Source organism: Streptomyces sp. NPDC093111 (genome assembly GCF_040683955.1).
In the GTDB taxonomy this organism is placed as follows: Bacteria; Actinomycetota; Actinomycetes; order Streptomycetales; family Streptomycetaceae; genus Streptomyces.
Genome location: NZ_JBFBNW010000011.1, coordinates 279957 through 298881 on the forward strand (window position 1 = coordinate 279957; position 18925 = coordinate 298881).

An 18925-nucleotide genomic window follows, 5' to 3' on the forward strand; every position below is an offset into this window, starting at 1 on the left:
GTAGGGGGCGGGGCGGCCGCCCCGCCCCCTACCCCTACTGTTCGCGCAGTCGCTCCGCGAGCATGGCCGCCTGTATGCGGCGGCCGACGCCCAGCTTGCCGAGGATGGCGGACACCCGGTTCTTCACCGTCTTCTCCGCGAGGAACAGGCGTTCGGCTATCTGCCGGTTCGTCAGGCCCAGGCCGATGAGGTCCAGGATCTCCCGCTCCCGGGGCGAGAGCCGGTCGAGTTCGGCGGTCGAGGCGGCGCGCGGTTCGGGCTCCGGGCCCCGGATCCGGGCCATCACCCGGCTCGTCATCCGCGGGTCCAGCAGCGACTTGCCGGTGGCGACCGTGCGGACCGCGTGCACCAGGTCGGAGCCGCCGATCTGCTTGAGGACGTAGCCGGCCGCCCCCGCCATGATCGCGTCGAACAGGGCCTCGTCGTCGTCGAAGGACGTCAGCATCAGGCAGGCCAACTCCGGCATCGCCGCGCGCAGTTCGCGGCAGACCTCGACGCCCTCGTGGTCGCCGCCGGTCGCGCTGCCGAGCCGGACGTCGAGCACGGCGACGTCCGGCCGTACGGCGGGCACCCGGGCGAGCACCTCACGGGCGGTCGCGGCCTCGCCGACCACCTCGATGTCCGGCTCGGCCTCCAGCAGGTCCCGGACCCCGCGCCGGACCACCTCGTGGTCGTCGAGCAGGAAGACCCGGATGGGCACGACGGAATTCACAGCGGTCTCCAGGGCAGGGGCGGGTGCTGAGGCGGCGTCAGTATGGCATCGGGCCCCGAGGGCCGTTCGGCCCTGGTCCCGCAGGGCCGTTCGGCCCTGTCCACCGCGCCGGCGCCCGTGATCGACTCTGCCCCGTGCCCCGGACGCACCGGCCCGGGCGCGGCCCGGCCGTCCCCCGGGGCCGCCCCGCCGGTGCGTCCAGGACCCGCACACCGCCCGGACGCGGCGGGACAGCAGGGGCCGAACGGCCCTTTCCGCACCGCGTCCGGCGGTCTGTACTTCGGGGAGATCCCCTCCCCCTGGAAGGCACCGTGAAAGACGACGCCGCTCTCGCCCCCGTTCCGGTCCCGCACCGCCCCGACGCTCCCCCGGCCCCCGGCGGCGCGCGGCGCACCCTCCGCCTGGACACCGAGGAGGCGCTGCGTCTGCTGGCCTCCGTGCCCCTGGGCCGGATCGTGTTCACCCAGCGGGCGCTGCCCGCCGTCCGCCCCGTCAACCACCTCGTGGACGGCGGCGACATCCTCGTCCGCACGCACGACGACGCCGCCCTCGCCCTGCTCGCCCGGGCCGGCGGCAGCGACGGCGTCGTCGTCGCGTACGAGACGGACCTCATCGACGTGGAGGCGCGCCTCGGCTGGAGCGTCGTCGTCACCGGCTTCTGCCGGCTGGTGACCGACCCCGAGGAGGCGGCCCGCTACCGGGCCGCGATCCGGCCGTGGACGGACCGGCCCCTGGACCAGGTGATCCGGATCCGCCCCGACCTGGTCACGGGCGTCCGGCAGGTCGCGGCGGACTGAGCCGGGCCGCCCGCGGACCCGGAACACCGGCCGGTGGGCCGATCGGCTCAGGTCCGGCGCGTCCGGGCCGGACGGGCGGGCGGCGGGGTGCGCCGGGGTGCAGGATCGCCGGGGCGGCGCCGCGCCGGGGACCGCCCGCCACCGCCCCGCACGGGAAGGGGTCAGGCCATGGAACGCTTCGACGGCTCGGAGCGGTCGGCGTCCGGCGGGCGCTACGGCGAGGCCGTGTTCCGGCCCGAACAGGCCGGCGAGGGCGAGCGGATCGACTTCGGGGCCCTCGCCTACGACGACCTCACCCTGGCCCGGCTGCGCGCCCTGGGCGCGGGACCGGGATGGCACTGCCTCGACGTGGGCGCCGGTACGGGCACGGTCTCCCGGCGGCTGCTGGACGAGGCCGGGGTGGCGGGCGTGCTCGCCGTCGACCGGGACGTACGGTTCCTCGCCGAGCGGCCGGTGCCCGGCCTGGACGTGCTGGAGGCCGACATCACCGCCCCGGGCGCCGTCCCCGGCCGGTTCCGGCTCGTCCACGCGCGCTTCGTGCTGATGCACCTCCCCGAGCGCGAGCGGCTGATCGCGGAACTGGCCGAACTCGTCGAACCCGGCGGCGTCCTGGTGCTCAGCGACGCGATCGACCTGACCGGCGCCGGGACGCCCGTCACCCCGTACTCCGAGGCGATGCGGGCGATGTGGCAGGGGCTGCGGGCCACCATCGGCACGGACGTGACCTGGGTCCCCTCGTACCCCCGGCTGCTCCGCCGGGCGGGACTCGGGCGGGTCGGCGCCGAGCTCCACGTACCGCCGCTGCTGCCGGGCAGCCCCCTCAGCCGGTTCTGGGTCGACACCTGGCGGCGCAGCCGCCCGGCGATGGTGGCCACCGGCCTCGTCGACGAGGCCGCCGTCGACGCGGCGGTCCGCTACCTGGAGTCGGACGACTGCGCCGCCCTGTCGGCCGGGATGATGACGGCGTGGGGCTGGAAGCCCATGGCGGCGGACGTCTGACGAAGCGGTGGGCGCCTGGACGGGGTCGCGGACAGGGGCCGGACGCGCCCCGCGACGGCGGCCGGCGGCATCCGTCCACCGCCGTCACCCGTCCACCACCGTCAGCGTTCCGCCGGCGCCGTCCGGCGCAGCAGGTAGGCGCCGGCGGTCGCGACGAGGACCAGCATGCAGGCGATGAACACGAGCCCGGCCCCCTCCAGGCCGAGGGGTTCCGCCAGCAGGCCGACGCCGATCACCGGGATCGAGATGCCCGCGTACGCGACGACGAACAGCGCCGAGATGACCGCCGCACGCTGGTCCGGAGGCGAGGCCGCCGCGACCGCGGACAGCGCCGCCCGGAAGGCGAGTCCCTGCCCGACGCCGCCGACGACGGCGGCCAGGACGACGAAGACGAGCAGGTCCGTGACGAGCGCGCAGCCGAGCAGCAGCAGACCCGCGAAGAGCACGGCGCAGCCCAACGGAAGCGAGCGCGCGGTGCCGAGCCGGCCGGCGGCCACCTGTCCGCCGGTGGAGGCGAAGAAGGCCAGGGCGACGACGAGGCCGCTGACGGCGTGGTTGTCCACGTGCAGGTACCGCGCGAGGAAGGCGGGGCTGACGGAGGTGAAGAGGCCGAAGAGCGCGAAGCCCGCGAAGGAGGAGACCGCGGCGGGCACGAACACGGCCCGGACCTGGGGCGGGAGCGCGGGCTTCCGTGGGCGTACGGCGGTCAGCGGCTGCCGCTCCGGCACCGTCTCGGGCAGGAACAGCAGGACGAGCGCCGAGAGCACGACGAGCCCGAGGTGCACGGCGAACGACAGCAGCAACGGCTCGGGGGCGTACTCCGCGAGGAGGCCCGCCAGGAGCGGGCCGCAGCCCAGTCCGCCCATGTTGGCGGCGGTCGCGACGAGGGTGGCCCCCGAGGCGCCGCCGGGCGGGGCGAGCTCCATGACGTACGCGCTGGCGGCGCCGGTGAACAGGCCGGCCGACACGCCGGACAGGAGGCGGCCCGCGTACAGCCAGCCCAGGGAGTCGGCGGCGAGGAAGCAGACGGCGCTCGCCGCCGCGAACGCCAGGCCCCACCAGAGCGTCGGGCGCCGTCCGATGGTGTCGGAGGCGTTGCCCGCGAGGAGCAGCACGCCGATCACGCCGAAGGCGTAGACGGCGAACACGACGGTGACCGTGAGCTCGGAGAAGCCGAACTTCTCCTGGTAGAGCGGGTAGAGCGGGGTCGGCAGGGTCGTTCCGGCCATGCAGACGACGAACACTACGCCGCCGAGCAGACACTTCAGCCAGCCTTGTCTCTCTTCCGCCATGTCGGCGACCGTAACCCGGCCGCCCGCCCGCGACCCGGCGGCGGGGCGCGCCCGGCCGAGTGATCCGCCGGGCGGCGCGGGCCGGTCCGGGCCTGGCCGGTCCGGGCCTGGCCGGTCCAGTCCTGGCCGGTCCGGCCCGGGAGGAGTGTCACTCCGGATGCTTCCGGATGCCTCGCCCGCCGTCCCCGCCACTACCTTGTCGGCGACGCCCGCCAGGGGGACCGATCCGGAGACCGGGGAGCAGCGATGCCGACGACCGCCACCATGCTCGGGGACCAGGAGCGCGCGCTGCTCTCGGCGGTGGGCAGCGGGCTGCGGGACGACGAGATCTCCGCCGCCCTGGCGGTCCCCGAGGAGTCGGTGGCCGAGCAGCTCGCGGGGCTCCTCGCGCGGCTGGGTCTGCGCGACCGTGCCGCGGCCATCGTGCACGCCTTCGACTGCGGTCTGGTCGTCCCCGGCCACGGCCCGCGCCCCCGGCCGGGGCTCCCCGGCCCGTCGGCCCCGGGCGTCGGCCGGGGGCCGGGGCCGCGGCTGCGGATCTCCGTGCTTGGACCGCTGGAGGCCCGGCGGGACGGCCGGCCGCTGCGGCTGGGGCACCTGCGCCAGCAGGCCGTCCTGGCGGTGCTGGCGTTGGGCGGCGGGCGGACGGTCAGCCGGCGGGAGCTGCTCGACGGTGTCTGGGGTGTGGAGCCGCCGGCCGCGAACGTGGTGCCGGTGTACGTGTACCGGTTACGGAAGGCCCTGGGCGCGGGCGACGGCGCGGACGGCGGCGCGGACGCGGTGATCGCGCACGACCGGTGGGGCTACCGGCTGGTGCCCGGCGCGGTCGAGATGGATGTCGTCCGTCTGGAGGAGCTGCTGGGCCGCGTCGAGGCGGCGGACCGGGCGGGCGATCCGGCGGAGGCGGTCCGGTGGTGTGCGCGGGCCCTGGACCTGTTCCGGGGTGAGGAGCCGCTGGCCGGGCTGCCCGGGCCGCTGGCCGAGCTGGAGCGGCTGCGGCTCACCGAGCGGCGGATCGCCCTCGTACGGCGGAAGGCGGAGGGTCTGCTGCGGCTCGGCCGGTCCGCCGAGGCGCTCGCCGAACTGTTCGCGCTGTTCGCCGCGCATCCGCTGAACGAGCCGGTGGCCGCACTCCTGATGCGGGCACTCCACCGCGACGGGCGCCGGGCCGACGCCTCGGCCGTGTTCGACCGTGCGCGCATCCGGCTCGCCGACGACCTGGGGGTCGCGCCGAGCCGGATGCTGCGCCGGACCCATCAGACGATCCTGCGCGGGGACGAGACCGGGCCCGGCCGTGGTGCCGGGCTCGGTCACGGGCGCGGGCTCGGCCTCGCGGGATGAGGGCCTCCGTACGGCCCGGTGGTCCTCGTCAGGAGGTGAAGGACCGTTCGAGGCGCGGGATCAGGTCCCTGAGGTCCTGCTCCCAGCACCAGGCGTTGTGGCCGCCGTTGCAGTTGCTGCCCCAGGCGGAGCCGTCGCCGTAGTCCACGTAGTAGTACGACATGCCGAGTGCGTTCATGCTGTCCTTGACGTGCTTGGCCGCGCCTTCGAGCCAGAACTCGGTCTCGGTGGGCGAACCGCCCCCGTTGCCGACGTAGATGGAGACGCCGACGGTCCTCAGCTTGTCCATGTGGGCCGCCGGGTCGACCTCGTTCCAGCGCCAGTCGGCGTTGAAGATCGGGTACGGGGAGCCGAACGCGGCGTCGCTGTCCACGCCGGGCTTGTACGGGGAGTTGTTCGGGTCGCAGGCCCCGGACGAGGAGCCGCAGATCGCGCCCGTCGCGTCGATGAGGGAGGCGACGACGGCCAGCCTCAGGTCCATGGACTTGACCGACAGGTCGATGTCGCCCGACAGGGAGGCGGTCTGGCCGAACAGGTCGGGGCGGACCTGCGCGTAGTGCAGGGCGCCGAACCCGCCCATGGAGACGCCCGCGATCGCCCTGGTCTTCTTGGTGGCGAGGGTCCGCAGGTTCGCGTCGATGAACGGGACGACCTGCTTGAGGTGGAAGTTCTCCCAGTTCTGGGCGCCGAGTACGGTCCTCTGGTTGAGCCAGTTCGCGTACCAGCCCCGGGCGCCGCCGTCCGGGATGACGGTGATCATGTCGTTCGACATGCTCAGCGCCGGGTAGTTCTGCTGGACCGGGTCGTCGGGCGAGCCGTGCAGGAAGTAGAGCACCGGGTAGCGCCGGTTCGGGTCGTCGTAGTAGCCGCTGGGCAGGATGATCTTGATGTGGTGGCGGCCCGTCACCTCGGGCGTGGTCACGGTCAGGTAGAAGTTGGTGGCGCTGCCGCTCGCCGCCTCCACCTGGGTCAGACCGAATCCGTCCGAGACCGGCGGCGGGGTGCTGTCGGCGGCCTGGGCCGAGCCGGCCGCCGGGGTGATCATGGCGACGGCGGCGATCATCCACGCCACCACCAGCCGCCGTCTCTTCGCTGTCCTCGTCACTGTGTTCCCCCTCGTGGGTCGCTGCGTCGTGTGGTGTCCGCCTACCGGCCGGGAGGCCGGCGTCGGGCGGGCCGGCCGGCTCAGTCCAGGACCTTGGTCTCCAGGACCGGAGAGGCCGCGATCTGTTCCTCGGTGTAGCGCTCGGTCACCCACTGGCCGGCCGAGAAGAGCCGGGTCTGGTCGGCGTAGTGGGGCGAGGTCGGGTCGGCCGACTGGGAGTAGGTCAGCAGGGAGGAGACCTGCGGCGGGCCGTCGGCGGTGAACCTCACCTGCTGGATGAAGCTGGACCCGAAGGTGATGTCCATCTTCCCGTCGACCAGGCCGGGGGTGACGACGTTCAGGACGCCCAGCTCGTGGATCGAGCCGTGGATGGGGAGCTGCTCGCCGTTGCGGGTGACCTTCTGGGCGTCGGACAGCGCCGTGTTCAGCGGGATGCCCGCGTTGCGCATGGCGAGGATCGCCCGGGCCAGCGAGTCGCGCACGGCGTTGTTCCCGGGGTCGAGCGAGTTGGGCGTGTGCACCGGGTCCTTGGGGTCGAACGGCACCCTCCACGGCAGCGACTCGATGCCCTTGCCGCCGGCCAGCCGGTACCAGTAGTTCTCGAACAGCCAGGAGCCCCGGCTGTCCGCCGTGAAGTCGTGGCTCTTCCAGGCGGCCAGGATCGGGCAGGCCTCGCTCACGTTGACCAGGTTGCCGTCGACGAGGACGAGTCCGAACGGGACGTCCTGGCAGGCCTTCACGGTGGCGTTCAGGGCCAGGTCGGCCGCCCTGCTGTTGTCGGCGAAGAGCAGCTGGCGCATGGTCTCCGGCGTGAAGCCCCGGCCGGGCAGGCCGTCGGTGCCGTTGATCCGGTTCTGCGCGGTCAGGATCAGTTCCTGGGTGCGCAGCGACCGGGGCGCCGCCGAGTCGCCCATGACCCGGGGGAAGGACAGCGGCTGCTCGGGGTTGGCCAGCCAGGCGCTGTCGTTGGCGTTGCCGACGAAGTCGGAGCGGATCAGGCGGGGCTGCTGGTGCGGGTCCAGCAGGCCCGGCGCGACCGCGGCGGGGTCGGTGGGCCAGTCGCAGGCGCTGCGCTTGCCGTCGAAGATGGAGACCGGCGGGACGTTGGGCAGCCGGAGCGTCTGGTTGAAGAGGATCTTGCCGGTCTCGGTGAGGCACGACCGGGCGTGCTCGTCGGTGATGTTCGGGGTGGCCTGGATGTCCGCGTAGAGCGCGTCGCCCTTGCGGTCGGAGGCGATGGTGTTGAAGAAGGGCACGCCCTGGGTGGTCTCCAGGGTGTTCACCACGTCGCGGACGTCCTTCGCCTGGTCCAGGTGGAACCAGGTGTTCAGGGCCCGCAGGTTGTCCATGTTCACGTCGCGTACGGCGTGGGCGCTCACCACCCAGGGCAGCGGAATGCCCTGGACCGAGGCGGTGATCGGGCCGTACCGGGTGGACCACATGGTGCGGTTGACCTTGCCGACGGAACCGTCCGCGTTGAGGACGTCGACGGAGACCTGCTGGGAGGTCATCCGCTGCCAGGCCCCGTCCACCAGGTACATGGTCGGGTTCAGCGGATCGACCTGGACGTCGAAGAGACCGAAGGGCGCGACCGTGGCGACCGTGTGGCTCCAGGCGACGTCGTCGTTGTGCCCGATGTTCACCGCGGGCAGTCCGAGCAGGCTGGCTCCGCTGACGTTGACCTTGCCCGGGATCGTCAGCTGGCTCTGCCACATGCGGTTCTTGCCCTGCCACGGGAAGTGGGGGTTGGCGAGCAGCATACTCGTGCCGCCGGACACGCCCTGCGCGCCGACGGCCAGGGCGTTGCTGCCCATGCTGTCGCGTCGGCTCGCCGCCATCGCCTCGCGGATCCGCCGCCCGGTCTCCTTCGCGCTCTTCGCGCGCTGCGCGGCGGTGGGCGGCTTCGCCGCGGCCGCGGCGGCGACCGAGGCCCCGGGGGGAGCGGCGTTCACCAGGCCGTCGAGCAGGGGGTCGGCGGTGCCCATGATGATCTCGGCGTGCGCGTGCCGGTACACGTCGAGCTCGGTGATGGGCCGCACCCAGGCCGCGCCACGGCAGGCGGGGTCGGTGATGTTGCCGACGCCCGTCTCGGCCAGGTACCGGTTGTACCCCTGGACGTAGCCGCGGATGCCCTCCTTGACCTCCGGCTCCGGCCCGTTGGGCGCGGGCTGTTCGAGCAGCCGCTCGACGACCCGGTTGTCGTTGATCCGCTGGAAGTACAGGTCGCTGTTGAGGTTGGTGGTGCTGTTCTGGCTCTGGCCGGGGCTCGCCTTGCCCGTGGGCCCCAGATAGCGGGACCGCTGGGCGTTCACCATCAGATAGGTGTCGGCCAGGGTGCAGATGTTGTCCTTGGCCGCCGCGTAGCCGTAGCCGATCCCCAGGCCCTCCCAGTTCGAGGCGGTGATGTGCGGGATCCCGTACTCGGTGTAACGGATCGTCGGCTTGTCCGGCCCCGCCTCGGCGGCGGACGGCCCGGCGACCGCCGTCGTACCCATCACCGCCACCGCGGCCATGACCGCCAGCGGCAGCCTCGCCCTTGATCTCCTCCGCGCCATCGAGCCGTCCTTCCCCTGGGTCGCGGCCTTCGTAGCGGCCTGCGTACGAACGCGGTCACGCTAGGGAGGGGCGATGAAATCCCGATGACTCGGCCGGTGGGCACGCCGACGAGGCCGCGATGACGCCCGTGGCGAGGGCGAGGGCGGGGCGGGGGCCGAGGGCGGGGGCGCCACGGGGCGGGGGCCGAGGGCGGGGCCCGCACGGGGCGGCCGCCGACGGCCAGGCGCCCAGGTGCGGGTCCCGACGGCCAGGCCGCCACAGGGCGGGTGCCGACTGCCAGGCGTCCCGGTGCGGCTGGCGACGATGAGGCCGCCCGGCGCAGATGCCGACGGCGAGGCCCAAGACGCCGCCGCTCGTGTGAAGCCGGCCTCCGTGCCGTGCGCCGTCGCGCGCGCCCGCGCGTCCCGGCCGGCGCGCTCGGTTAGCGTCGCGATCCCACGATCGGAGCACCGATGTCCCCTCGCTTCCCCACCCGACGCGGCGCCCTGCGCACCCTCGCCGGAATCGGCGGGGCCGTCGCCCTCAGCGCCACGGCCTGCGGCCCCGAGGGCAGCGCCGACTCCGGGGCCACGACCGGGCCGAGCGGCTCGGCCGCCTCCCCCTCAGCGGGCGGCGAGCGCCGGTTCGGCGCCGAGTGGGAGAGCCACACCGGCACCTTCATGTCCTGGCCGGCCCTGGCCTCCGTCTGGGGGGACGACCTGCCGTCCGTACGGGAGGACATCGCGCGCATCGCCCGCGCCGTCGCCGAGTTCGAGGCCGTGGTGATGATGGCCCGCCCGGAGCAGGTGGCGGCGGCCCAGCAGGCCTGCGGCTCCCAGGTCGAGGTGATCCCGCTGCCCGTCGACGACCTCTGGGCCCGCGACACGGTCCCCGTCTTCGTGGAGGACGGGCGCGAGCTCGTCGGCATCGACTTCAACTTCAACGGCTGGGGCGACAAGCAGGAACACGCCAACGACGCCCAGGTGGGCCGCAAACTGCTGGCCCGCTATCACATCCCCCGCGAGCAGGCCCCGCTCGTCGCCGAGGGCGGTTCCTTCGAGACCGACGGCCAAGGCACCCTGCTCGTCACCGAGAGCTCGATCGTCAACGTCAACCGCAACCCGGGGAAGAGCCGGGACCAGATCGAGGACGAGCTGATCGAGACGCTGGGCGTGGACAAGGTGGTCTGGCTGGCCGGCGTCCGCGGCGAGGACATCACCGACGCCCACGTGGACAGTCTCGTACGGTTCACCGCCCCCGGCGTCGTCCTCCTGGACCAGGCGTTCCCGGGCACACCCCCGGACTCTTGGTCCCGCTCCGCCGACCAGGCCCGCTCCGTGCTCTCCAAGGCGACCGACGCCCGGGGCCGGCGCTTCGAGATCGTGGACCTGCCGCAGCCCGACCTGGACAAGATCACCGGCGAGGGCGAGGACTTCGTGTCCAGCTACGCCAACTTCTACGTCGCCAACGACTCCGTCTTCCTGCCCCGCTTCGGCGACGCGCAGGCCGACGCCCGGGCCAAGGCGATCCTCCAGGAGCACTTCCCCAAGCGGGAGGTCGTGCAGCTGCAGATCGACACCATCGCCTCCGGCGGCGGCGGCATCCACTGCGCCACCCACGACCAGCCGGGCAGGCCTGCGGCCTGACGGGACGGGGGCGCCGGGGGGGTGCGCGGGTCCCCGGCGGTCCGGCGGCGCGGCCGGTAGTGCGCGGGCCGGGCGGCGGCGGGGGCCGGTGGCGCGTAAGGAAGCGGGAGGAGGTGGAAGGAGGCGTGTGACGCGGGTGACGCCGCGTGGCACGTGTGGCACATGTGGCGCCATTTCTGGCCCATGTGGCGCCACCCCATGCGCCATCCGGGCACCCCCGCACACCCCCAACGCGCCATTCAGCACCACACGGAGCCATCTGGCGCCACCAAGGGTTGCCATGGCGCCATTCTGGTGCCACTATGGTGCACATGGACCTGACCCCCTTCGTCGATCACCTCCGTCGAGAGCTCGCGGTCGCCGCGAGTGCCGGCGGGGACGAGGCTCGTGCCCTGGCCGAGCGGCTGACCGCGCCGCTGGAGTCCGCCGCCCGGCTGACCCTCCTCAACGCGCTGTCCGCCGCCTCGGACGAGATCACCCGCGACCTGGCCCCCGGCTCGGTGGACGTGCGGCTGCGGGGGCTCGACCCCGAGTTCGTGGTGACGGCACCGCCCGCCGCCGAGCACCTGGCCGTGGAGCCCGCCAGCCTGACGACACCGATGGCGCCACCCGTGGCACCGATGGCGCCAGTGGCACCGTCTCTCGGGGACGGCGAGGACGGGGCCACGGCCCGCATCAACTTCCGGCTCCCCGCACCACTCAAGGCCCGCGTCGAGGAGGCGGCCGGCCGGGACGGCCTGTCCGTCAACGCCTGGCTCGTACGGGCGGTGGGCGCCGCCCTGGAGCCGGGCGCCGCCCCGGCCCGGGCGACCCCGCGCCCCTCGGGCCACGGACAGAGCTACCAGGGCTGGGTCCGCTAGCGGCAGACCCCACCCCTCCCCCGCACACGCCACCCCACCTGCGGAAACACCCACCAGAGTCAAGAGGACGGGACAGCCATGCCTTCTTACGAGACCCCCGAACCCATCACCGCGGTCCTCGAGTTCGAGGTCGCCAACGTGCGGATCACCGCCGGCAAGCGCGGGACGACGGTCGTCGAGGTGCGGCCGAGCAACGGCGCCGACGACGCCGACGCGCGCGCCGCACAGCAGACCACGGTCGCGTACGCCAACCGCGTCCTGAGCCTCAAGGGCCCCAAGAAGCGCGGCCTGTTCGGCAAGCAGGGCTCGATCGACATCACGGTCGAACTCCCCGCCGGCTCCCACCTCCGCAGCACCGCGCCCATGGGCGACTACGTCGCGGAGGGCCCGCTCGGCGAGTGCCGGATCAAGGTCTCGTTCGGCGACATCCGGATCGACGAGGCCACCACCGTCGAGCTGCGCACCGGCTTCGGCGACATCCGGATCGACCGGGCCGTGGGCGACGCCGAGATCCACGGAGCCGGCCGGGTCGACATCGGCGAGATCGACGGAACCGCGACCGTCAAGAACGGGAACGGCGAGACCGTGATCGGCGAGATCACCGGCGACCTCAAGGCCAACGCGTCCAACGGACGCATCACCATCGGCGTCGCGCACGCCTCCGTCGACGCCAAGTCCGCCAACGGCGCCATCGGCGTCCAGCAGGTCGCCCGCGGCGTGATCAACCTCCAGACCTCCGTCGGCGACCTGGAGATCGGCATCCGCGAGTCCACCGCCGCCTGGCTCGACGCGCACTCCAAGTTCGGCACGCTCCGCAACTCCCTCGACGCCGCCGAGAACCCCGGCACCTCCGACGGGACCGTCGAGATCCACGCCCGCACCAGCGTCGGCGACATCGTGATCCGCCGCGCCTGACCTCCCCGGAAGGGAGAGCGCAGCCCATGACCGCGACCACCACGGACCGGGCCGGCACCACGGCCCCGCCCGCCATCTCCGCTCTCGGCCTGCACAAGTCGTACGGCGACAAGGTCGTCCTCGACGGCATCGACCTCACCATCCCCGAGGGCTCGGTCTTCGCCCTCCTCGGCCCCAACGGGGCCGGCAAGACCACCACCGTCGAGATCCTCTCGACCCTCGTCCGGCCCGACGCCGGACAGGCCAGGATCGCCGGCCACGACCTCACCGACCGGCCCGACGGCGTCCGCGCCGCGATCGGCGTCACCGGCCAGTTCGCCGCCGTCGACAACCTCCTGACCGCGGAGGAGAACCTGCACCTGATGGCGGACCTGCGGCACCTGCCCCGGCCCGAGGGCCGCCGCCGGGCCGCCGCGCTGCTCGACCGGTTCGAACTCACCGAGGCCGCCGGCAAGCCGGTCTCCACCCTCTCCGGCGGCATGCGCCGCAAGCTGGACCTGGCGATGACCCTGGTCGGCGACCCGCGGATCATCTTCCTCGACGAGCCGACCACCGGACTCGACCCGCGCAGCCGCCGCACCATGTGGGAGATCATCCGCGGGCTGGTCGCCGACGACGGCGTCACGATCTTCCTGACCACCCAGTACCTGGAGGAGGCCGACCAGCTCGCCGACCGCATCGCCGTCCTCGACAAGGGCCGCCTGGTCGCCGAGGGCACCCCCGACGAGCTCAAGGCCCTGATCCCCGGCGGACACATCCGGCTGCGGTTCGGCTCCCTCGCCGACCTCGACACCGCCGCCCGCCACTTCGGCGCCGCCGCCCGCGACCCCGAGGAACTCACGCTCCGCATCCCCAGCGACGGCGCCATAGCGACCCTGCGGGCCGTCCTGGACGTCCTCGACGGCGCGGCGCTCGCCGCCGAGTCGCTCACCGTGCACACGCCCGACCTCGACGACGTCTTCCTGACCCTCACCGGCCACGGGACGCCCGACTCCACGACGGAGATGGCCCGATGAGCACCCTCACGTACGCGGTCAGCGACTCCCTGACCATGCTGCGGCGCAACCTCAAGCACGCGCAGCGCTACCCGTCGATGACGATCTCCACCGTCATCATGCCCGTGATGATGCTGCTGCTGTTCAACTACGCCTTCGGCGGCGCCATCGGCGCCGGGATCTCCGGCGGAGGCGGCGGCGCGTACATCGACTACGTCGCTCCCGGCATCATCCTGATGGCCGCGACCGCCGGCGCGGTCGCCACGGCGGTCGGTGTCTGCGTCGACATGACCGAAGGCATCGTCAACCGCTTCCGCACCATGTCGATATCCCGCGCCGCGTTCCTCACCGGGCATGTCGTCGGCAGCGTCATCCAGACCCTGATCGCCGTCGCCCTGGTCATCGGCGTCGCCCTCGCCATCGGCTTCCGGCCCGACGCCTCCCCCGTCGAATGGCTCGCCGCCATCGGCCTGCTGACCCTGCTCATCCTCGCCCTGACCTGGCTCGCCGCCGGGATGGGCCTGGTGGCCAGGACCCCCGAGTCCGCCAGCAACGCGCCCCTGCCGCTCACCTTCCTGCCCTTCCTCGGCAGCGCCATCGTCCCGACCGACTCCATGCCCACCGGACTGCGCTGGTTCGCCGAGTACCAGCCCTTCACCCCGGTCATCGAGACCCTGCGCGGACTCCTCATGGGCACGGAGATCGGCAGCAGCGGATACCTCGCCCTGGCCTGGTGCCTCGGCCTCAGCCTCGTCGGCTACCTCTGGGCCCGCTCCGCCTTCGGCCGCACCGCCAAGCGCTGACCCCGGGCGGCCCCGCCCACCGACCTGTGGGCCCGCCGCCGAACGGGCCGGGTGAAACCCCCGGCCCCGCCCCGACAGGCCCTTCGGCCGCCGCCGTACACCTCCACTCCGCACACCGCTCCCGCGCCGCCACCCGCCCCGCGCGCCGCCGGGACGCTCCGTGCTGCCCGCACGCCCTCGCCCGAGACCCTCCTCACCCGACAGGACCCACCTCCGTGGCTACCTTCCTCTCCCGGCTCGGCCGCTTCGCCTTTCGAAGGCGTGGCCTGGTCGTCCTGCTGTGGCTCCTCGCCCTGGTCGGCGTGGGCTTCGCCGCCTCGACCGCACCGCCTCCCCCCGCCGACACCTTCTCGATGCCGGGCACGGAGTCCCAGAGGGCCTTCGACCTGCTCCAGGAGAAGTTCCCGGCCGCCCGGGCCGACGGCGCCGCCGCCCGGGTCGTCGTCCGCGCCCCCGGCTCCGAGCGGATCACCTCGCCCGAGCGCCGAGCCCAGGTCCGGGCCCTCGTCGCCGACCTGACCAAGGCGCCCCAAGTCAGCACCGTGGCCGACCCGTTCACGACGAACGCGGTGAGCGCCGACGGGACGACCGGCTACGCGTACGTCACGTACGACGCCTCCGCCCTGCAGCTCACCGACGCGGCGCACGACGGGCTCGGCCGGGCCATGGAGCGGGCCCGCGGCGCGGGGCTCGTCGTCGAGGCCGGCGGCGACGCCGTCGAGATCGACCAGGCGATGAGCGGCACCGGCGAGAAGCTGGGCATCCTCGTCTCCGCCGTGGTCCTGCTGCTCACCTTCGGTTCGCTCGTCGCCGCCGGGATGCCGCTGCTGACCGCCGTCATCGGCGTCGGCATCGGCATCGGCGCCATCACCGCGCTCGGCAGCACCTTCGGCCTCTCCTCCACGACCTCGACGCTCGCCATGATGATCGGCCTCGCCGTCGGCATCGACTACGCCCTGTTCATCGTCTCCCGCTACCGTTCCGAGATCTCCGAGGGGCGGGAGCGCGCGGACGCCGCCGCCCGCGCCGTGGGCACCGCCGGTTCGGCCGTCGTCTTCGCCGGCCTCACCGTGATCATCGCCCTGTCCGGGCTCGCGGTGGTGAACGTCCCGATGCTCACGAAGATGGGCCTCACCGCGGCCGGCACCGTCGCCGTGGCCGTGCTCGTCGCGATCACCTTCGTCCCCGCCCTCCTCGGCTTCGCCCCGGTCAAGGTGCTGGCCCGCCTGGACCGCAAGCGGTACACCGGCAAGCCCCTGTCCCGGCGTCAGCAGCGCAAGGCCGCCCGGCGCGCCGCCCGCACCAAGCCCAACCTCGGAGCCCGCTGGGCGGGCCTCGTCCTGCGCCACCCGGTCGCCGTGCTGCTGGTCGGCGTCCTGGGCCTCGGCGCGGTCGCCGTACCGGCCGCGAGCCTCGAACTGGGGCTGCCCGGCGAGGGCACCATGGCCCCGGACACCACCCAGCGCAAGGCGTACGACCTGTTGTCGGACTCCTTCGGGCCCGGCTTCAACGGGCCGCTGACCGTCACCGTCGAGGCGAAGGACGCGAAGACGGCGGCCGAGCGGGTGCGGACCGCGCTGGCAGACGTTCCGGGCGTCGCGGACGTCTCCCCGGTGACGGCGAATCCGGCCGGAGACACCGCCCTGGTGACGGTCGTCCCCGAGACCGGTCCGACCGAGGCCAGGACCGAGGAGCTGGTGCGCTCCCTGCGCGACGCGGCGGGCGGTCTGGAGACCCGGACGGGCGCCACGGAGATCCTGGTGGCCGGGCAGACCGCGATGTTCATCGACTTCTCCCGGACCCTCGACGACGCCCTGCTCCCCTACCTGGCGCTGGTGGTCGGCCTGGCCTTCCTCCTGCTCATGCTGGTCTTCCGCTCCGTGCTCGTCCCGCTCAAGGCCGCGCTGGGCTTCCTGCTGTCGGTGAGCGCCGCACTCGGCGCCGTCGTCGCGGTCTTCCAATGGGGCTGGCTCGCCGACCTGTTCGGCGTCGACCACCCCGGCCCGGTGATGAGCACCCTGCCGATCTTCATGATCGGTGTGGTCTTCGGCCTGGCGATGGACTACGAGGTGTTCCTCGTCTCCCGGATGCGCGAGGCGTACGTCCACGGGGCCCGTCCGGGCGAGGCGGTCGTGACCGGCTTCCGCTACGGCGGGCGGGTCGTCAGCGCCGCCGCGATCATCATGACCAGCGTCTTCTCCGGATTCGTCCTGGAGGACAACGACTTCGTGAAGATGATCGGATTCGGCCTCGCCGCCGCCGTCCTCTTCGACGCCTTCGTGGTCCGCATGGCGATCGTTCCCGCCCTCTTCGCCCTGCTCGGCAGGTCCGCCTGGTGGCTGCCCCGGTGGCTCGACCGGCTCCTGCCGGACCTCGACGTCGAGGGCGAGCGGCTGGCCGACGCCGACGGGACCATACCGGGGGGCTCCGCCCGGGAGCGGCATCTCGTGGGCTGACGGTGGCCGATCGGCGTCGGTGGCCTTGCGCGGCCGGGCGTGGGTCTCTAGTCTCCCGCGCAATGGTTAGGAATATTTCCTAACCATTGCGGGTCCGCTCCGACCCGTACCCGATCCACCCCCCACTGGTGCACCACTTCACCCGAGGACGCCCGATGTCACAGGCACATCCGCACCGTTCCGCGCACCGCACCTCCCGATGGCACCGCCCCCTCGCGGGCCTCGCCGTCGCCACCACCGCCCTCACCGGACTCGCCGCGCTCGGCCCCACCGCGGGCGCGGCGGCGGCCGCCGGCCCGGCCGTGCCGTTCGGCAGCCACACCAAGCCGTACGCCGCCGGGACCCTGAAGCCCTCCGGCGCACAGAGCACACTCGACCAGAAGGTCGTGGACTACTACAACAAGTGGAAGACGGCTTTCGTCCGCCAGAACTGCGGCCACGGCTGGTACCAGGTCATCTCGCCCGACGCGGACCACCCGTACGTCGGCGAGGCGCAGGGCTACGGCATGGTCATCGCCGCGACGATGGCGGGTGCCGACCCGGACGCGAAGAAGATCTTCGACGGTCTGACGAAGTGGATGATCGACCACCCGTCGTCGATCAACAAGGACCTGCTCGCCGCCGAACAGGACAGTTCCTGCAAGAGCGTGGACGGGAGCGACGCGGCCACCGACGGCGACCTGGACGCCGCCTACGGGCTGCTCCTCGCGGACCGGCAGTGGGGCAGCTCGGGGACGTACGACTACAAGGCGCTGGCCCTCAAGCACATCGCGGCGATCAAGAAGGACGAGCTGAACCCGTCGACCAACCTGCTGAAGCTGGGCGACTGGAGCAGCAAGGGCGACGAGTACTACTACGTCTCCCGCACCTCGGACTGGATGGTCGACCACTTCCGCGCCTTCCGCGCGGCGTCCGGCGACGCGGCCTGGGACACCGTCCGCACCGCCCACCAGAACCAGATCGCCAACCTCCAGTCCTCGTACGCCCCGAACACGGGTCTGCTGCCCGACTTCGTCGTCAACACGAACGCGACGCCGAAGCCGGCCCCGGGCAAGGTCCTGGAGGACGCGAACGACGGCGCCTACTGGTGGAACGCCTGTCGCACGCCGTGGCGCATCGCGGACGACGCGGTGACCAGCGGCGACGCCAAGTCGCTCGCGGCGGCGCGCAAGCTGAACAGCTGGATCAAGGGCAAGACCGGCGGCGACCCGAAGAAGATCGGCGTCGGGTACAAGCTGAACGGGACGCAGATCTCCTCGGGCAGCGAGGCCGCCTTCTTCGCCCCGTTCACGCTCGCGGCGATGACCGACCCGGGCAGCCAGGCCTGGCTGGACGCGCTGTGGAACCGGATGCTGGCGACTCCGGTCGACACCAGCAGCTACTTCTCGGCGAGCATCCAGCTCCAGGTCATGATCACGGCGTCCGGGAACCACTGGGTCCCGTAGCCGCGCGCACCCCGGGCGACACGCGCCGCCGCCCTCAGGGCGCGTGTCCGCCCGGGATGCCAGGCTGGGTCCTCTGGGGGGACCGCAGCTGCGAAGGGAACACCCCGTGATCACCACCGACTTCTCCCCCGGCTCCCCCTGCTGGCTCGACCTGGGCACCCCCGACGTCCCGGCCGCCGCGGCCTTCTACCGGACCGTGTTCGGCTGGGAGTACGAGGCCATGGGCGGGACCGGGGACGCCGGAGGCTCCGGGGAGGCCGAGGACTTCGAGGGCGGCATGTTCCGGAAGGACGGCAAGATCGTCGCCGGGCTCGGCACGCTGACGGAGAAGGGCGCGCGTTCGGCCTGGATGATCTACTACAGCGTTGCCGACGCCGATGCCACGACCCAGGCGGTCGAGCGGGCCGGGGGCACCGTCCGGGTGCCTCCGATGGACCTCGACGAGTGGGGCCGGATGGCGCAGTACAGCGACCCCCTGGGCGGCCAGTTCGCCGTCTGGCAGCCGGGGACGAACAAGGGCGCCGAGCTGGTCGACGAGCCCGGATCGCTGTCCTGGACCGAGCTGTACACGAGCGACGCCGCCGCGGCCAAGGAGTTCTACGGCTCCGTCCTCGGCTGGTGGTACAGCGACATGGAGATGCCGGGCGGCGAGGGGACGTACACCCTCATCACGCCCGCCGGGCTCCCGGCGGAGCGCATGCACGGCGGTCTCCTCCAGCTGCCTTCGGATCAGCTCGCCCTCGCGGGCGGGCGCCCGTACTGGCACCCGGTCTTCGCCGTCGCGGACTGCGACGCCACGGTGGCCCGGGTCACCGGGAACGGCGGCACCGTGCAGATGGGCCCGGCCGACGTGCCGGGCGTGGGCAGGCTGGCCGTCTGTCTCGACCCGGCGAACGCGGACTTCGTCGTCCTGGCTCCCGAAGCGGGCTGAGCCCGCCCCCGGCGGCGCCCCGACCCGCTACCGTACCGACGAGTAGGGGCGGGGCCGCCGCCCCGGAGTCTCCGGCGACGAGGGGTGTGGGCG

The 18925-nt window shown here is 73.2% G+C and carries 15 protein-coding genes; 11 read left to right on the forward strand and 4 right to left on the reverse strand.

The window, feature by feature from the left end; genetic code table 11:
* Positions 1 to 34 precede the first annotated feature (34 nt).
* A complete protein-coding gene (locus tag AB0Q96_RS21210) occupies positions 35 to 712 on the reverse strand; it encodes a response regulator transcription factor (RefSeq protein ID WP_365327602.1) in 678 nt (225 codons plus the stop codon).
* A 311-nt stretch (positions 713 to 1023) separates the two neighbouring features.
* Between AB0Q96_RS21210 and AB0Q96_RS21215 the strand changes: the two genes are divergently transcribed.
* On the forward strand, positions 1024 to 1509 hold the full coding sequence (locus AB0Q96_RS21215) for a pyridoxamine 5'-phosphate oxidase family protein (protein WP_365327604.1): 486 nt from the start codon (positions 1024 to 1026) through the stop codon (positions 1507 to 1509).
* Positions 1510 to 1677: 168 nt separating this feature from the next.
* Entirely contained in the window at positions 1678 to 2508 is an 831-nt protein-coding gene (locus AB0Q96_RS21220; RefSeq protein WP_365327606.1) for a class I SAM-dependent methyltransferase, read from the forward strand.
* A gap of 101 nt (positions 2509 to 2609) precedes the next feature.
* Here the strand turns inward: AB0Q96_RS21220 and AB0Q96_RS21225 are convergent, their stop codons facing one another.
* A complete protein-coding gene (locus AB0Q96_RS21225) occupies positions 2610 to 3800 on the reverse strand; it encodes an MFS transporter (protein ID WP_365327608.1) in 1191 nt (396 codons plus the stop codon).
* Positions 3801 to 4046: 246 nt separating this feature from the next.
* On the opposite strand from AB0Q96_RS21225, the gene AB0Q96_RS21230 reads away from it, so the two are divergent.
* Positions 4047 to 5141 carry an AfsR/SARP family transcriptional regulator gene (locus tag AB0Q96_RS21230; RefSeq protein WP_365327609.1) on the forward strand — a complete coding sequence of 365 codons (1095 nt, stop codon included), beginning with the start codon at positions 4047 to 4049 and terminating at the stop codon, positions 5139 to 5141.
* A 28-nt stretch (positions 5142 to 5169) separates the two neighbouring features.
* Here AB0Q96_RS21230 and AB0Q96_RS21235 read toward each other — a convergent pair whose 3' ends face one another.
* Positions 5170 to 6204, reverse strand: coding sequence for an alpha/beta hydrolase-fold protein (locus tag AB0Q96_RS21235; RefSeq protein WP_365327707.1), 1035 nt, complete (start codon positions 6202 to 6204; stop codon positions 5170 to 5172).
* 122 nt (positions 6205 to 6326) lie between these two features.
* Positions 6327 to 8801 (reverse strand): penicillin acylase family protein, encoded by a 2475-nt coding sequence (locus AB0Q96_RS21240; protein ID WP_365327611.1) that lies wholly within the window; start codon positions 8799 to 8801, stop codon positions 6327 to 6329.
* 453 nt (positions 8802 to 9254) lie between these two features.
* Between AB0Q96_RS21240 and AB0Q96_RS21245 the strand changes: the two genes are divergently transcribed.
* The 8 genes from AB0Q96_RS21245 (at position 9255) to AB0Q96_RS21280 (ending at position 18832) form a co-directional block, all read left to right on the forward strand.
* Positions 9255 to 10427, forward strand: coding sequence for an agmatine deiminase family protein (locus tag AB0Q96_RS21245; protein ID WP_365327612.1), 1173 nt, complete (start codon positions 9255 to 9257; stop codon positions 10425 to 10427).
* Positions 10428 to 10738: 311 nt separating this feature from the next.
* Complete coding sequence (locus AB0Q96_RS21250; protein ID WP_365327614.1) at positions 10739 to 11287, forward strand: hypothetical protein; 549 nt, start codon at positions 10739 to 10741, stop codon at positions 11285 to 11287.
* A 78-nt stretch (positions 11288 to 11365) separates the two neighbouring features.
* The gene (locus tag AB0Q96_RS21255) at positions 11366 to 12202 is read left to right on the forward strand and encodes a DUF4097 family beta strand repeat-containing protein (RefSeq protein WP_365327615.1); all 837 of its coding nucleotides are present in this window, start codon (positions 11366 to 11368) and stop codon (positions 12200 to 12202) included.
* A 26-nt stretch (positions 12203 to 12228) separates the two neighbouring features.
* The gene (locus AB0Q96_RS21260; RefSeq protein WP_365327617.1) at positions 12229 to 13218 is read left to right on the forward strand and encodes an ATP-binding cassette domain-containing protein; all 990 of its coding nucleotides are present in this window, start codon (positions 12229 to 12231) and stop codon (positions 13216 to 13218) included.
* On the forward strand, positions 13215 to 14000 hold the full coding sequence (locus AB0Q96_RS21265) for an ABC transporter permease (RefSeq protein ID WP_365327619.1): 786 nt from the start codon (positions 13215 to 13217) through the stop codon (positions 13998 to 14000). The genes AB0Q96_RS21260 and AB0Q96_RS21265 overlap by 4 nt, the downstream gene beginning before the upstream one ends.
* Before the next feature lie 215 nt (positions 14001 to 14215).
* Entirely contained in the window at positions 14216 to 16456 is a 2241-nt protein-coding gene (locus AB0Q96_RS21270) for an MMPL family transporter (RefSeq protein ID WP_365327621.1), read from the forward strand.
* A 155-nt stretch (positions 16457 to 16611) separates the two neighbouring features.
* Positions 16612 to 17901, forward strand: a complete 1290-nt coding sequence (locus AB0Q96_RS21275; RefSeq protein WP_365327623.1) for a glycosyl hydrolase family 8 — start codon at positions 16612 to 16614, stop codon at positions 17899 to 17901.
* A 106-nt stretch (positions 17902 to 18007) separates the two neighbouring features.
* The gene (locus tag AB0Q96_RS21280) at positions 18008 to 18832 is read left to right on the forward strand and encodes a VOC family protein (protein ID WP_365327625.1); all 825 of its coding nucleotides are present in this window, start codon (positions 18008 to 18010) and stop codon (positions 18830 to 18832) included.
* Positions 18833 to 18925 lie beyond the last annotated feature (93 nt).